General features: G+C 46.2%; 11 protein-coding genes. 3 read left to right on the plus strand and 8 right to left on the minus strand.

All coding sequences use genetic code 11. From position 1 onward, the window contains the following. Positions 1 to 39: 39 nt before the first annotated feature. The 7 genes from B4J23_RS05200 to B4J23_RS05230 form a co-directional block, all read right to left on the minus strand. Positions 40 to 909, minus strand: coding sequence for a sce7726 family protein (locus B4J23_RS05200; protein ID WP_291359095.1), 870 nt, complete (start codon positions 907 to 909; stop codon positions 40 to 42). A 73-nt stretch (positions 910 to 982) separates the two neighbouring features. Further along, a complete protein-coding gene (locus tag B4J23_RS05205) occupies positions 983 to 1,300 on the minus strand; it encodes a hypothetical protein (protein ID WP_004781714.1) in 318 nt (105 codons plus the stop codon). Between the two features lie 61 nt (positions 1,301 to 1,361). Further along, the gene (locus B4J23_RS05210; RefSeq protein ID WP_291359097.1) at positions 1,362 to 2,438 is read right to left on the minus strand and encodes a patatin-like phospholipase family protein; all 1,077 of its coding nucleotides are present in this window, start codon (positions 2,436 to 2,438) and stop codon (positions 1,362 to 1,364) included. A gap of 157 nt (positions 2,439 to 2,595) precedes the next feature. Then, on the minus strand, positions 2,596 to 4,215 hold the full coding sequence (locus tag B4J23_RS05215) for an ABC1 kinase family protein (RefSeq protein WP_180031125.1): 1,620 nt from the start codon (positions 4,213 to 4,215) through the stop codon (positions 2,596 to 2,598). A 12-nt stretch (positions 4,216 to 4,227) separates the two neighbouring features. Continuing rightward, on the minus strand, positions 4,228 to 4,941 hold the full coding sequence (locus B4J23_RS05220; protein ID WP_291359100.1) for a ubiquinone biosynthesis accessory factor UbiJ: 714 nt from the start codon (positions 4,939 to 4,941) through the stop codon (positions 4,228 to 4,230). A gap of 14 nt (positions 4,942 to 4,955) precedes the next feature. After that, positions 4,956 to 5,900, minus strand: coding sequence for a bifunctional demethylmenaquinone methyltransferase/2-methoxy-6-polyprenyl-1,4-benzoquinol methylase UbiE (ubiE, locus tag B4J23_RS05225; RefSeq protein ID WP_291359102.1), 945 nt, complete (start codon positions 5,898 to 5,900; stop codon positions 4,956 to 4,958). Positions 5,901 to 6,160: 260 nt separating this feature from the next. Continuing rightward, a complete protein-coding gene (locus B4J23_RS05230; RefSeq protein WP_291359104.1) occupies positions 6,161 to 6,865 on the minus strand; it encodes an FFLEELY motif protein in 705 nt (234 codons plus the stop codon). Between the two features lie 206 nt (positions 6,866 to 7,071). On the opposite strand from B4J23_RS05230, the gene B4J23_RS05235 reads away from it, so the two are divergent. Beyond that, positions 7,072 to 8,493 carry a phosphate--AMP phosphotransferase gene (locus tag B4J23_RS05235; protein ID WP_291359106.1) on the plus strand — a complete coding sequence of 474 codons (1,422 nt, stop codon included), beginning with the start codon at positions 7,072 to 7,074 and terminating at the stop codon, positions 8,491 to 8,493. A 48-nt stretch (positions 8,494 to 8,541) separates the two neighbouring features. On the opposite strand, the gene B4J23_RS05240 is transcribed toward B4J23_RS05235, so the two are convergent. After that, positions 8,542 to 9,045 carry a hypothetical protein gene (locus tag B4J23_RS05240; RefSeq protein WP_159123426.1) on the minus strand — a complete coding sequence of 168 codons (504 nt, stop codon included), beginning with the start codon at positions 9,043 to 9,045 and terminating at the stop codon, positions 8,542 to 8,544. Between the two features lie 177 nt (positions 9,046 to 9,222). On the opposite strand from B4J23_RS05240, the gene B4J23_RS05245 reads away from it, so the two are divergent. Continuing rightward, on the plus strand, positions 9,223 to 12,933 hold the full coding sequence (locus B4J23_RS05245) for an exodeoxyribonuclease V subunit gamma (protein WP_291359109.1): 3,711 nt from the start codon (positions 9,223 to 9,225) through the stop codon (positions 12,931 to 12,933). Then, positions 12,933 to 15,160, plus strand: a 2,228-nt coding sequence (locus B4J23_RS05250) for a UvrD-helicase domain-containing protein (protein ID WP_291359110.1), incomplete at its 3' end; no start/stop codon positions are given. The genes B4J23_RS05245 and B4J23_RS05250, both read left to right, overlap by 1 nt.

The raw sequence follows: 15,160 nt of genomic DNA on the forward strand, positions 1-15,160 counted from the left end.
TTAAGCTCCAATTGAGCAAGCTCTCGTAGGGCTAAAAGCTCATTCAGTTTTCCCCTCAAAATTGGATAGTACATCGGTTTGGTTCTCCGAGAATTTTCTTATTAATGCGTTGATTTTATTTTCATCAAACTTGTAGCTAATTAGAGCATTAGTTAAAAAGAAAGGCAAAGAATTAATAGCTTTGGCATTGTTTTTACGAGTTTTCTTTAAAGTTGCTATGAAGGCTTTTCTTACAGCTAAAGGATCGTGAGATTTGACAATTTTTTCACAGAGTTCGTAGAGACGTGTGTTTGGCACATCAATTTTTAATTTATATAATTCTTCTGCAATAGATTGATATTCATTTTTTCTTAGAGATTTCATCATCAATTCGACATCTAATTGATTTGTCTGAATCGGTTCACGAATAACTCTTAACGTATTTTTAGAACTTAGTTCAATCACACCTACTTCTATGGGGGATATATGTAGGACAGATTCAAGCATATATTGTGAACAAACCACGTTTACTTTATCAAAAATTTTGAGATAGGAATCTAACTGATCTTCGAGACGAACCAAGCTATCGTATTCAGTTTTAATCTCATAGCATGTAGAACATCCATTTAGGAGGACAAGATCCGCTTTATTTGTACCGACTCTAAATTCAGATAAAAGGATCGATGATTCTAATGAGTGTCTCCCTAATAGTATCTTTTGGGCTATTAAGTTCTTATAGATATATTCATTTCGATAATTTTTGCTTAAATCAATATAAGCTTTATAGTAAAGATCATAGTAGTTATAAGCATGATATTTATAAGATATTTCTTTAATTTTTGATTTTTGAAGAGATGACAAATCTTCACTAGCAATTGCATTAAGGCAATTACTTGTAAATAGTTTGGCAATTTCTCTTTCAGCAATCATATTCATAACTTAAGTTAAGTATCGTTCTATTGTATAAAAAAACCTCCATAAAAGAAGGTTTTTTATTGGAACTTTATGAATTAATAATCGGAACAATCCAGCTGGTAATAATCAATAAAATACCCAGATGTCCCAGTTTACGTGTCACATAAACCAGTTTAGACGGTGGTTGTTCCAGCTGTTTGGCATACTCTTCCATGGTGATGCCTTGTTTGCCTTTACTGGTATATAAAAACACACCCAAATCCAGACAGATCAGAATGGTGCCAATATCTGCCACCAGTTCCATCAGCTCAAATTGCTGGGTATACAGCGACATGCTAACGCTATAAATTAGATAAAGTCCAAAGGCTATACATGCATATTGCAGGATCACTAAAAATTTCTGCATAAATCTCAACAGTTCAAAAAATTAAGGCAATTATACAAACAATTCGGACAGGCTGTGCCCATTACAGGCTTTGCATCACATCGGCAAAATTCTGCTTCTCGACCAGCTCCAGAAATTCATCTCCCAGGCGCTGACTTTCAGCAATGCATTGCTTCCAGAGCTGAATCCGCTGGGCTTGATCCAAACCTTTCAAAGTGAAGTCCTTACGATCCGGTAAACGACCCAAAGGTAAACTTTGCAGATATTCCTGAGAGGGTGAAATTAGCAAAGTTCGTGCCTGATTTTCCGGGCTTGCCGTGCGTTTAAACAGTTTATCGAACCAGCCAGGAGTAATACTGTCAGTAAAATGCGGATACAGCACGATGCCTTTGCTCTGAAACGGAAGGTCAATATGATAGTCAATCAGACCGCCATCACGATAATAACCTTGTGGTGCATCTGGAATATTATTGACCGCTGCCATGACGCCCGGAATAGAGGCAGAGGCCATCAGCCAGGACAAAACACTTTGCTCAGTCAAGGCATGATAATGTGTGGTAAATCCATCATCGGCAATTTTAAACTGTTCACCTGTATTCGGCTGGCTGATCACACGTTGCATAAAATGGCGGCTATGTTTACGCGCCACAGCGGTAGTTCCAACGATGCCGGCTACAGAGGCGAGTAGGGGGAGGGCCTTGTCACTCTGGAAAATGTGCTGGGCTTTAATCGATAATACTGTCAGATGATAATCTGGATGATTCACCAGATCGGTTTCTTTGCCTTGTACCAGATCCAGCAGCATGCCACGACAAACGTCACTGACTTCTTGGCGAGTCATTTTCTTGTGAAAGTATAAATGGGTATACAAGTCGGCAAGACGTTCAGTACCTGCTTTGGCTCCCCAGGCCGCGACACTGGCAAAACGCCAGCTACCAATGGATGAACCGACTAAAGTTCTACGCTGAGGAGCACGTGGGAAAAACTCGCCAAAAATGGCCTGGTCCAGTCCCTGAATACCGATGCCTTTGGGGCCGCCTGCGGCACCTGGCACAATATCGACCTGTTCGGGTTGCAAACCTTCTTTCAAAATCAGCTCACGAGCCTGATGCCCAGCGCGGATGTTCAGAGCAGGCGCATGTTTTTGTAAAATCTGCATAAAGGTTCAACCCATATTTGACCAATGAGGACATATTTTAAGCATCTGGTCACAGAGCCCAATGGCAAGATGTACCCTAAGGTGACTTTGCAGTCATAGGGAAGGAGAAAAATAAAAAACCTGAACAATGTCAGGTCTTTTAAGCAGGTTATTTCAGTTATTTCGCAATCCGCCAGACCGCGAGTATGCTTGCCAGCACAATCAGAATCACTGAAACAAACCATGGTGAAATGATTGCAATCGAAAGCAGGATAGCCATGATGCTGCCAAAAATCCAGCTACGTTTTTGCTGATGTTCCATTTGCAGGCGCATGCTTTGCAATTCATTGAGCTGCTTGGCATGCCAGGCGGACTGGTTTTTCAGACCGTTCAGGCTGTCGATCATCAGGGTCGGTAAATCCTGCGCACCCAAAAGCAGATCCGGGATTTTTTGCCCCAGTTCTTTAATATTCTTTTGCGGATTCATCTGGGCTTTGACCCAATCGGTGAGGATTGGTTTAGCCAGGCTCCAGATATCCAGCTCAGGATATAAATCTGTTCCCAGACCTTCTACATGAACCAGCGTTTTCAGTAACAACATCAGTTGTGGCGGGATTTCCAGATGGAAACGACGGGCGATGTCCATGACCTGAATCAGAATTCCGGCAAAGTCCAGTTCATGCATTGGCTTGGAGACCATTGGACCTACAGTGCGACGCATTTCGCGTGCTAGCGCGTCCTGATCGGTACCTGGCGGAATCCAGCCTGCCTGATGCACAATCTGAATCAGCTGCATGAAGTCGCTGTTCATGACCGCCAGCAGCATACGTGCTACCGTCATCTGGTCATGCTTGGATAGCTCGCCCATAATCGCACAGTCCAGCGCAATAAAGCGCGGATTGGCCGGATTGATAGTTTCAACAAAGACATTACCCGGATGCATATCCGCATGGAAGAAGTTGTCGCGGAAGACCTGAGTAAAGAAAATCGTCAGACCTTTACGTGCCAGATCAGCACGATCCATACCCAGTTCATCAAAGGTGGCAATATCCGAAATCGGAACACCGGTAATCCGTTCTGCCACCAGCACGTCCTTACTGTCCATATAAACTTCAGGCACATACATCATACTGGAGCCAGTGAAGTAATGACGCATACGGCGGGTATTGTCCGCTTCCAGAGTCAGGTCCAGCTCATTCAGAATGATCTGGCGATAGTCCTGAATAATTTCAGACAAGTGTAGGGCACGCGCTGCTTCCAGACGCTTTTCCAGAAAATCACCCAGCCAGCTTAGAATCTCAAAATCCTGCAAGATCTGTTGACGAATATTGGGGCGGGTCACTTTAACCACCACTTCACGGCCATCATGCAGGGCTGCAGTATGCACCTGTGCGATCGAGGCGGCTGCCAGCGGCTGAACATCAAATCGGGCGAACAGGGTATTTACATCCGCTTTTAATGATTCCTGAATACGCATCTTGGCGACATCATTATCAAAGGGTTTGACCTGATCCTGTAACAGGACCAGTTGTTGCAGCACTTCAGGCGGAATCAGGTCACGACGGGTCGAAAGCAATTGTCCCAACTTGATCGCCAGCGGTCCCATCTCTTCCAGGGCCAATTTCAGCTTGAGTGGATTCTTACGCTCACGGCTAGACCAGGCTGCCGGATGCATACGAATTAAAGATAAAATATGCCGGGCTTTCTCAGGAAGTTCTTCCGCAGGAAACAACGTGTCGAGTCTATAGTGCGCGGCGATGCGCCAAAGTTCGAGTAAACGTGAAACATGCGGAATCATAAAGCGGTGTACCTAGTATTGAGAAGGAATATGAGGTGTAGCAGGAGTAAAAGGCTGATCAGTGGAATCGTCAGATTCAATCTGAGCCTGAAGCTGACGGATTTTGGCTTCGACGCGATCCAAATTCTGGTTCAGGATACGAGTATCCTGATTCAGGTCATCCATTTGCCAGCGCGGGGCAAAAAGGCCACTATCTTCTTTCAGGGCATCTTTAGCGAAAAATAATTGGCTTTGCAAAGTGCGTTTTAAATGCTTCGGAGCCAGCTGCAACTTGCCAATTTCATGTGCCAGAGCAGGGCCAATCCAAGGACTCAAATGCGCCGCCAGATCAGGTTCTGCCTGCTGCATGATGCGCTGGATTTCTTGCAGAAGTTTATAGTCACCTTGCAATGGAATATTACCGACTTCATCAGCAAGCAGCAGTTTAAGCAGCTCTACGACATTATTCACCTGTAGCGTCGCCGTTGCTTCAGGAATTTGAGTACTATTGGCTTCATAAGGGCGCTGTTCAAAAATCGAAGATTCTTCAGTATGACCGGTTGGCGTTGGTTCCAGACGAACCTTGCCCTCATCAAAGAAGACATCGACGGACAGTTGCGGTGAGGCAATGACCAGCCGCAACATTTTGCCGGCTAAAGCATTGAGCTGAATGCGGGTAATCGCATCCAGATCAATCATATGATGAATCAGGCGTTCAACAGCACCGAGAGCGAGAAGTGACCACATATCGGGTACGACCCTTAAAGCTTGAAGCCACGGTGAATGGCAACGATACCGCCGGTCAGATTGTGATAATCACAGTTCTGGAAGCCAGCATTTTCCATCATGCCTTTTAAAGTACGCTGGTCTGGATGCATACGGATTGATTCAGCCAGGTATTTATAGCTTTCTGAATCATTTGCCACGATTTTGCCCATGATTGGTAAAGCGGTGAATGAATACAGGTCATACAGTTTTGAGAATGGCTCAAAAACTGGTTTAGAGAATTCCAGAATTAACAAACGACCACCTGGCTTAAGCACACGATACATGGCTGCCAGTGCAGCATCTTTATCGGTGACGTTACGCAGACCAAAAGAAATCGTTACCAGGTCAAAGCTGTTGTCGGCAAATGGCTCTAGAGTTTCTGCATTCGCCAGAACGAAATCAACATTGGTACAGCCGGCATCAATCAGACGATCACGGCCAACATTCAGCATGGATTCGTTAATATCAGACAGTACTACATGACCGGTAGGGCCCACTTCACGGCTAAATACTTTAGCCAGGTCGCCTGTACCGCCAGCAATATCCAGCACATGCTGGCCACGGCGCACGCCTGACATATTAATCGCAAAACGTTTCCACAGACGGTGAATGCCGAATGACATCAGGTCATTCATGATATCGTATTTGCTGGCCACCGAATGGAATACTTCAGCCACTTTCTGGGCTTTTTCGTCACTGCTCACAGTCTTGTAGCCGAAGTGCGTGGTTGGACCGACGTTACCGGTATTGGCACCGCGTGGCAGGTTATATTTAGGGACAGTTTCAGTCACAGGCGTATCGGTCAGGCGTTGTTCTAGAGATTGTTGCTGACCTTGTGGAGCGCCTTGCGGAAGCGGAGTGGTTAAGAATGGGCTCACTTTGTCTGTCTGTTGTGCCGACTCGGGTGTAGGGGTAGGCGTTTGATTTTCATTCGACATTGGAGTCACTCCTAACATATCAATCGGGTTAATCTTGCATTGCCTGCATAATGACAGATTCTTGGATGTTATTCAGCAATCATGATGCAATTGTTATGAATAATATACAGAAAAATAGGAATATGGGCGGAAATCTTCACTGCCAGTGATCGAATAATTCATATGATTTATCACTGGCGATGGCCTGCCATAAAAACCTGAAAATATCAGGATCAGGCAGGACCGCAAGCCTTCCTCATCATGGATGGGACAGGAGTGTATTATTGGAATGGTGTTGGATCACCTGAATGCACCTTATCAATAATACCGCGTTCAATCGCAGTAAAGTCATGCACGAATTTTTCTGCCGACTTTAACGGTTTCATGGCCTGGAAACCGTCCTGCATAAACTCATACATCACCTGAAAATGATATTTATTGGCTGCGCCTTTACACATCTTGAAGGCGGTATAAACCACAAAGGAACGCATATATTTATCCAGACTGACACCCAGCTGATCCAGCAATGCCAGCTGTTTCAAACGTGCTTCCCCCTGATCCAGTTTCAGATAAGTCACGCGCATCATTTCATCGGTCAATGGTGCGTTGGCAGGATAATCCTCTAAAAGCTGAATCGCGACCTGTTCATCCAGTTGCACGGCCAAGATCGCCAGTTCTACGCCTGAGGTTCCGGTTTTCAGGGCATTTTCCGGAATCATTTTTTCTGCCTTGTGCGCATATTTTATCAGTCGGGCAATCTGCCCGGCCAGTGCGTCGAAGTCCGGGCCACCGTAGAGCCGGTTCAGGAAATATTCGGCCATCAGCTGGTTATTTTTTTCAGAAAAATGCTGATGATGGCTACGCTGCATCCGTGCCTTTTGCCATGCCTGCACATCCTGTAAACGGCTTAAAATTTCAGGCTGAGTGTGATACTTCAGCTGATAATACTGTTCTAAGAGTTCATCTAATCGGGCAAGTTTGGACATGTATTTTCAAATATGATTTTTCGATCTCAGAATCTTAGAGGGTGTGGCGCAATCTCGCTATGACAAATTGATCAATGATTCCTTATTTGAATGTCAATTTGCTGTTTAAACAGACAATCTAATCGTGTGAAAAACGTTGCTAACGCTATTTTTGCGTTCAGACTCCTCGCTATACTGTCCACAAGAATAAAAGATGAGGGGTCTCCATGCGTACAGAAGAACAAATTTTCCAGTTAATGGATGAAGACGAGCTATCCCTTGCGCTGATCAATGCCCAGTATGATCTGAGAAAAACCCAAGGTCAGAAAAATGGCAAAAGCCTAATTGTTCTGGTCAATGGAATTGAGCTGGCAGGTAAGGGCGAAGCAGTCAAACAGTTACGTGAATGGGTAGATCCTCGTTATTTGCAGGTGAAGGCCGATCAGCCGCAAGTATTAGGAGAAAAACAGACCTTCTGGCAACCCTATACACGGTTTATTCCTGCCCAAGGCCAGATTATGGTGCTATTTGGCAACTGGTACAGTGATCTGCTCAGAACCACCATGCAGACTGGTGCCATTGATGATGCCCAGTTTGATGCCTATCTGGAAGATATGCGTGTCTTTGAGCAGGATCTAAAAAATAACTATGTTGATGTGGTCAAGGTCTGGTTCGACTTGCCCTGGAAAGTGCTACAAAAACGCCTGGATCAGATTGATCCGAGTGAAATGCAATGGCACAAACTGCATGGCCTGGACTGGCGCGACAAAAAAAAGTACGACACCGTGCAGCGTTTGCGAGAGCGGTTTACTAAAGACGAAGACTGGCTGATCATTGATGGGGAAGATGAAAAACAGCGTGACCAGCAGTTTGCGCAGCATATTTTGCAGGCGCTAAAACATTGTCCGAATCATCCGGTTCGGGCCAAGGGACGATGGAAACAGGCCAAAATTCCGGAATTATTACAGCATCCTTCGCAAGAGCTTGCCAAGATAGAGGACTATAAAGCGGAACTGAAAAAACTGTCTCCTCAGGTGGCCAAGGCGCTGCGCTCAGACCCACGTAATGTGATTTTGCTGTTTGAAGGGATGGATGCAGCGGGCAAGGGTGGAGCGATCAAGCGGATTGTGAAAAAGCTGGATCCCCGTGAATATGAAATCCAGACCATCGGGGCGCCGGAAAAATATGAACTGAATCGTCCTTATTTATGGCGTTTCTGGAACAAGCTGCAAACTGATGATGATATCTGTATTTTTGACCGCTCCTGGTATGGCCGGGTGCTGGTAGAACGGGTAGAAGGCTTTGCCAGTCCGGCAGAATGGCAACGGGCCTATGATGAAATTAACCGATTTGAACAGAGCCTGATTAATCATCAAACCGTGATTATTAAATTCTGGCTGGCGATTTCCCAGGAAGAGCAGGCCGCTCGTTTCAAGGCGCGTGAAGACACCCCGCATAAGCGTTTTAAAATCACCGATGAGGACTGGCGTAACCGGGAACGTTGGGATGATTATTTAAAAGCGGCCGCCGACATGTTTGAACGTACGTCGACAGAACAGGCACCATGGCACATTATCGCCACTGATGATAAAAACACCGCTCGGGTCGAAATTTTAAAAACAATTTTAAAGCAGCTTCAGGCAGATTAATCTGCCTGAGTTTTGAAAAGTTTGGGGATAAAAAATGGGGCGGGAAATTTATTTGCCTTGAGCAATCTGTTTTTGCTGAATATTTTTTGCTGTGCGATAGCAATCTTCCACATGCGCTTCAGCAATTTTCTTCATGACAAAATAACCGAGGCTCGCGGCTACCAGTTGACCACCCAGCGGAATGAATTTTGTGACTTGCTTTGTGATCACTTTCGCTGCAACATTGTTCAAAGATTTTTTGACTGCTGTACGTGCTACCACCAGACCGGAAAACTCGATTCCGCGTTTACGCAGTTCATTCCAGTGCACCTGCTTAGTTGCAGGATCAAACACACTGATCTGTTCAGGGGCCAGACCAAAGCGGGCATTGATCTCCGGAATCAGTTGCGACAGAATGCCGACATCAATGACCACGTCCAGAAATGGCACCGGAATCACAGCTGCTCCGGCAGAATAATAGGCACGTTTTTTGGTTAGCTCTAAGCACTCGTTGCGAATTCTGTCTAAATCTAAACTTGGATCGATACGATCTGGAATTTTGTCTAATTTCATGGGCATTACCTAAAGCTAGATGTTGTTTTTTCTGTTCAAACATCAATAAGATGCTTTTTTCAAAGAACTTTTTTGACTGAAGTATGAGTTTTAAAGTGACATAGACAGTTCGGTAAGTATAGTAAATAATCTTTATCATTTTGTAGTACTGCTCCATCTCATTTTTCAGGGGAAACGATGGCAATTCATGTTATTCAGAGTCAACGCATTGATGTGCTTTTGGATAGTATGCTGCGTATCGTCAACCAGAGCGCGAAAAATCCCTTGGCCGTGTTACAGCCGCGGCATTTTATTGTACCGTCTCCTGCAGTCGAGGCCTGGCTCACCCAGAAAATTGCCGAGAAAAAGGGCATCAGTGCCAATACCCAGTTTCATCATCGGATCCGTGCCTTTCAGTGGACTTCCTATCAGTGGGTGCTAAATAATCCAAAAGAAGTTGAACAGATCCGTGAAGCCAATATTCCCCGAATTATTATTAAATGGCGGGTATTTCAGGCACTACGTAAATGTATTTTGCCTGAGCAGATTCCATTAGAGGTCGATCATCCTCTGTATTCGATTATCAAGCGGATTTATGACAGCGCAGATCGTCTGGAACAGGGCACAGAGAAGCAGCTGAAAAAACAAAGCATGCTGTATTGGGTATCCGAACAGGTCTCGCGCCTGTTTAGCCATTATATGGATTATCGTGGTTATTGCGCGCGGAATTGCCCGCCACAGGAATGCCGTTGTCCCACCAACTGGCTAGCGTCCTGGGGGCAGGATATCGCGCTCGATCTTGAGCAGATGATCTATATTCCTAAAGATGAAAATGGCCATGAAATTCCGGTGGCAGACTTCGTCAAGATTCAGGCACGCGAACTGGAAGCCTGGCAGCGCTGGCTATGGCAGCATGTCTTTCAGGATGATTATGCCAAGATTCTGGACATCGAACAGATGTACTGGGAACGTCTGGAAAATGAAGATACTCAGGCACAGGCTTTAAAACGTTTGCCACAACAGGTCGTGGTCTTTACCTTGCTAGAATTGCCACCGAGTCAACTGGATTTCTTGCGCCTTCTCGGTCAATACATCGATATTTATATTTTCCACTTTAACCCATCACAGGAATACTGGGCCGATAGTGTCGATCCGGACTGGAAAGCACGTTATGACCTTGGCGTGCAGGAACGTTTCATCAAGAAATTTGAAAAATCTCAGGGACGTTTGCCGACTGATACCGAAATCCAGCATTTCTTTGCAGCCTTTCAGTTGAACTTTAATGCCGAAGACCGAGAATCGCGTCATCCCTTGCTGACCCGCTTTGGCAAGCAGGCACGTGATCATTTCTCGTTATTGTCCAAACTGTCTTCAGGTGAAGAAGGTCTCTGGGCCGATGCTTTCGTGGATGAATATCAGGATAAGTTACTGGCCAAAATCCAGTCGGATATTTTGTACCTGCTGGAACCGGAAAAACACCAGTATCCGCTCAAACCCGACGATGATTCGGTACAGATTCATGTCTGTCATTCCTCACTGCGCCAGCTGGAAGTCTTAAAAGAACAGATGATTCACTGGCTGGCCCAAGGCACGGAAGATGCCCCACGTCAGCCGAGCGATATTCTGGTGCTGGCCCCGAACCTGAAAGAGCTGGAGCCGGCGATCCGGAGTGTCTTTGCACCACCACCGCGAGAACGGGAAGGCCATAGCCAGCGTCTGCAAAAAGACAACCTATATCTGCCAATCCAGATTGCCGGGGTGTCCCGACTCGATGTCAGCAATGCCTGGCGCGCGGTACTGGGCCGGATTCAGCTGGTGCATCGACGTTTCAGTATCGAAGATTTTGCCGACTGGCTCAGCCTGAATGCGACCCAGCAACTATATGCGCTGGACTACGCGCAAGTTGAGCGCATGTTGCAGTTACTGGGCGAAGCGGGCTTTAAACGCGGTCTGGATCAGCAGCATTTACAGCAAAGCCTGACTGCCGGTGATGAAGACTACCGCTTCAGTTTTAAGTTTGCGCTGGATCGGCTGGCACTCGGGCTTGCAGTTCCGGAACATGCCCTGTTTCAGGATACCTTAAGCTATGCTCGGGTCTTGAGTAGTGATTTTCCTCTCATTTCGACTCTGATCCAGATTTATCAGGATCTGGTACAGCGCCGTGACTGGCTGATTTTGCATGAACAGGGACAACGTACCCCGGTAAAAACTTGGCTGGAATATCTGCGTGAAGACTTGAATGAGTTCCGTGAAGCCGGGGTTGAGTCCTTAAAGACGGTCGCAGAAATCATTGACAAGCAGATGCGGATGCTGACGTTGGCCGATTACCATGATCAGGATGATCCGCAGGCCAGCCAGGAGCTGGTCGCCTTAAGTCTGCCATTGCCTTATGTACTGGAAGAAATTCAGAATACGTTGGAGATGCAACTGGATCAGGCCGAGCCGACCGGACAAATTACCTTTAGTCAAATCGGCCAGATCCGTCCGTTGCCGTATAAGCTGGTGGTGATGCTGAATCTGGATACCGGTAAATTTCCGAGCCGGAATCAGCAGGTGCCATTTGACCTGATGAACAGTCTGAAGCCGCAACTAGGGGATCGTTCCCGTCTGGATGATGATCAAGGTGCTTTTCTGGATGCATTGCTATTGGCGCAGGACAATTTATGGCTGTTCTATAATGGCTTTGATGTTGATGATGGTGAAGCGCGTGATCCATCCACTTCATTGCAGGAACTGATCCAGCATATTGCCCTGATCTGCCAGTCAGACCAGCCCGATGCTGAAGTCGATGAAACGGTTGAAATCAATGGTTTGAGTATTGCCAAGCATATCCGTCAACTCTATCATGTACATCCATTACAGCCGTTCGATCCAATTGGTTACGTTGAATCTCATACCCCACGTTATCAGACCCAGTGGTTTGCTGTAGCAGAATATATTCGCAGTGCAGAGGGCAAGCGCAGCAGCTGGATCAATGCCCATTATCCGGCCTTGATGCAGAAAGAAATCCGGGTGCTGAAAGGGGATGAGTGGATTCGTGACATGATTTTCCCGGCACGTCTATTCCTGAAAAGTATCGGTGTTTCCAGTGTGAGATATGCCGATCTGCCAAGTTCACGAGAACCCTTATTGCTGAATAAACTGGAACAGTATCAGGTCCGTGATTTCCTATTACAACAGGATCAAGAGATTGAGCCACAGCTGATGTTGGACCGCTTACCGGCCGGAAAAACTCAGGAAGCGACCTGGCTCAGCAGTCAGCAGGAACAGCAATCGCTAAAAGAACGTTTATTGCAGCTGAATAAAGAGCTGACACCTGTAACGCAGCAAACCTGGCAATATAACCCTGAACTGCTGATTCATATTACCTTGCCACAAGTGCCACACAGCAGTTACTGGCTCAGCATGCAGTCATCTTCGGCCTCAGAAAAACGTCGGGCACAGGTCTGGCTGGAATATCTGCTCTGGCTGGCCTATCTGAATAATGATGAACTGTCGCCGCAGCTGGAACGGATTGTCATTTTCAGTAATAAAACCCTGAAATTCTCCGGACTGCGTTCTAGTCAGGCACGTCATCATTTACAGGCCTGGCTGAAAGCTTGGGAAGTGGGACAGACCCAGCCGCTGGTATTGCCTGCCGAATTGCTGATGAAAAAGGCCTGGGAATGGACCGAAAATGAACAGGGACAGATCACCATTGCCGAGATGCAGGAACTGCTAAAGGCCTGGAACAACAGCTATGAAAGTGCCAAGCCTTTGGCCAGCGATGAATCCAGCCAGTTGCATCAGGACTGGCAGTTTATTTTGCAGGATCAGGACCCGGATCTGGCCTTGCAACGCTGTTGCCATGATTTTGCCCATGCGCTATATGCGCCGATTCATGAACATCTGGAATGGATAAAAGAATAATGACCATGTTACCCAACCAGAACAAAAAGATTTCAACCAATCCGATTCAGGACATGCGCTTTAGCGGCCTGCACTGGATTGAAGCTTCCGCGGGGACCGGTAAAACCTATACCTTATCCAGTTTGATGGTACGGATTTTTCTGGATCAGTATTATCCGCATCAGGTGATTGCGACGACTTTTACCCGTAAGGCTACAGCTGAACTGAAAAACCGGGTACGTCTCAGAGTCGAGGAAACGCTGGCCTTCATTCAGCGTCATCAGGAGCTGAATTCGGTCGAAATCACCGCCAAAATCCAGACTGAATCGGATCCGCTGTTCCAGCAGGTGTTGAAAGATTATGGCTCACGCATGGATTACGCCCGGCGCCGTCTGCGTTTGGTACTGAACCAGCTGGATGAGCTGTTTGTCGGAACACTGGACAGCTTTAGCCAGAAATTATTACGTGAATTTGCTTTTGAAAGCGGCAAGATTGAACGGGCCGAACTGACTGAAGATCAGGACCTATATATCCAGCAGCTGATTCATGATGTACTACGAGAATGGATCCAGCAGCAGCCGCAATATATGGTCAATCACCTGTATCTACAAAACCTGTTGAAACCAGTAGAACATTATACTGGACTAGTTCGTGATGCTCTAAATTTTCGTGTGCAATACTTTCAGAAAGTAGAAAAAGTCGAATGGGATCTGGCTGAACTAGAGCACTGTATTCAGCGCCTGTTCGATGTACATGAACATGAAATTGAGATCATTCGGGAGTATTGCCAGAATTCGCCTAAGTATTTTCATAAGAGTTTTTTCACCAGATTAAGTGATGTCTGTGAAAACTTTATGACCTGGAGGGCGGCACTGAAAACCAAAGGTGTAATGAGCTTTTTTGATCCAGAACTGCATGCGATTTTATTGAATCTGTGTTATTTGCGCCGCAAGAAAACCGATTTTCAGCCGGTCTCAATGAAGCAAGTATTTAACAAAAGCTGTCCGGAAGCAGAGCAGCAGCAGATTCTGCAACATAGCCTGATTCAGGCCATTGATGGATTGTGTGAAGTCAAAGAGAAGATGGATGCCCAGTTGAAGCAGCTGATCACCTATCTTGAATATCATATTATTCGCAGTGTGCAGAACCGTCTGCCACAAACCCTGCAAAAACAGGGCGAAACCACATTTTCCCAGCAGATTAGAACCTTGGCTGAAGCCTTACAAGGACAGCAAGGCCAGCGTTTTGCCCAGTTTGTACAGGCACGCTATCCATTGATTTTGGTGGATGAATTTCAGGATACCAATCAGGATCAGGATGATCTGCTGGCTAAAATCTGGCGTGATCCGAATCGGGTCAAAGCTGGCTGTATGATCATGGTTGGGGACCCGAAACAGGCGATTTACGGTTTCCGTGGCGGCGACATGCTGACCTATAACAAGGCGCGTGCTGATGTACTGCAAAAGCAGGGCCGTGAATATACCTTGATCCAAAACCATCGCTCGGTAAAACCTTTAGTCGAGGTGGTGGACGCGTTGTTTCAACGCCAGATGGATTTTGGTGAACAGGTGCATTACACCCTGATTCAGGCGGGGAGCCGGCCACATCCGGATTTAATCGATAAAACGCTGAGCAATCCGCATCCACTGCGCTGGATTCAACTCGGTGAACAGGATGTTGAAGCGGATCAGGTGGTCTGGAAAATCCGCCAGTTATTGAATCAGTCTGAACAGCAGCAACTGTATTTCCAGCAGGGTGACAATGTTCGGCACTTAAAAGCGGATGATATTGCAGTTCTCAGTTTTGGCCATTATGCGCTGGAACAGGTCAAGCAGCGTCTGCAACGCATGGGGATTCCCTGTTATAAGGAATCTAAGCAGAGCGTCTTTGCCAGTCCGGTGGCTCAGGATGTTGCAGCTGTTCTGACCGCGATCATGGAGCCTTTTAACGAAGCCAAAGTCAAACGTGCTTTATTGACCCGTTTATTGGGCTTTAACCTGAAAAAGTTAATCGAACTGCAAGAGCAGAGCGAAGGTCTGAGCCATTATATTGCCGACTTTGATGCTATCCGGGAAATGTGGTTTGAAAAAGGGTTTCTGACGGCCTGGAATTATGCTTTAAATCTGTTTCAGGTCTGGACCAATATGGTTGCAAGCCAGAGCCTGGACAATGAACGGGTAGTGGTGAATTTACGTCACCTGACCGAGATTCTGTGCCAGCAAAGTGAATATTATCAGGGTGCTCAAAA

Source organism: Acinetobacter sp. UBA3025, assembly GCF_002367915.1.
Lineage (GTDB): Bacteria > Pseudomonadota > Gammaproteobacteria > Pseudomonadales > Moraxellaceae > Acinetobacter.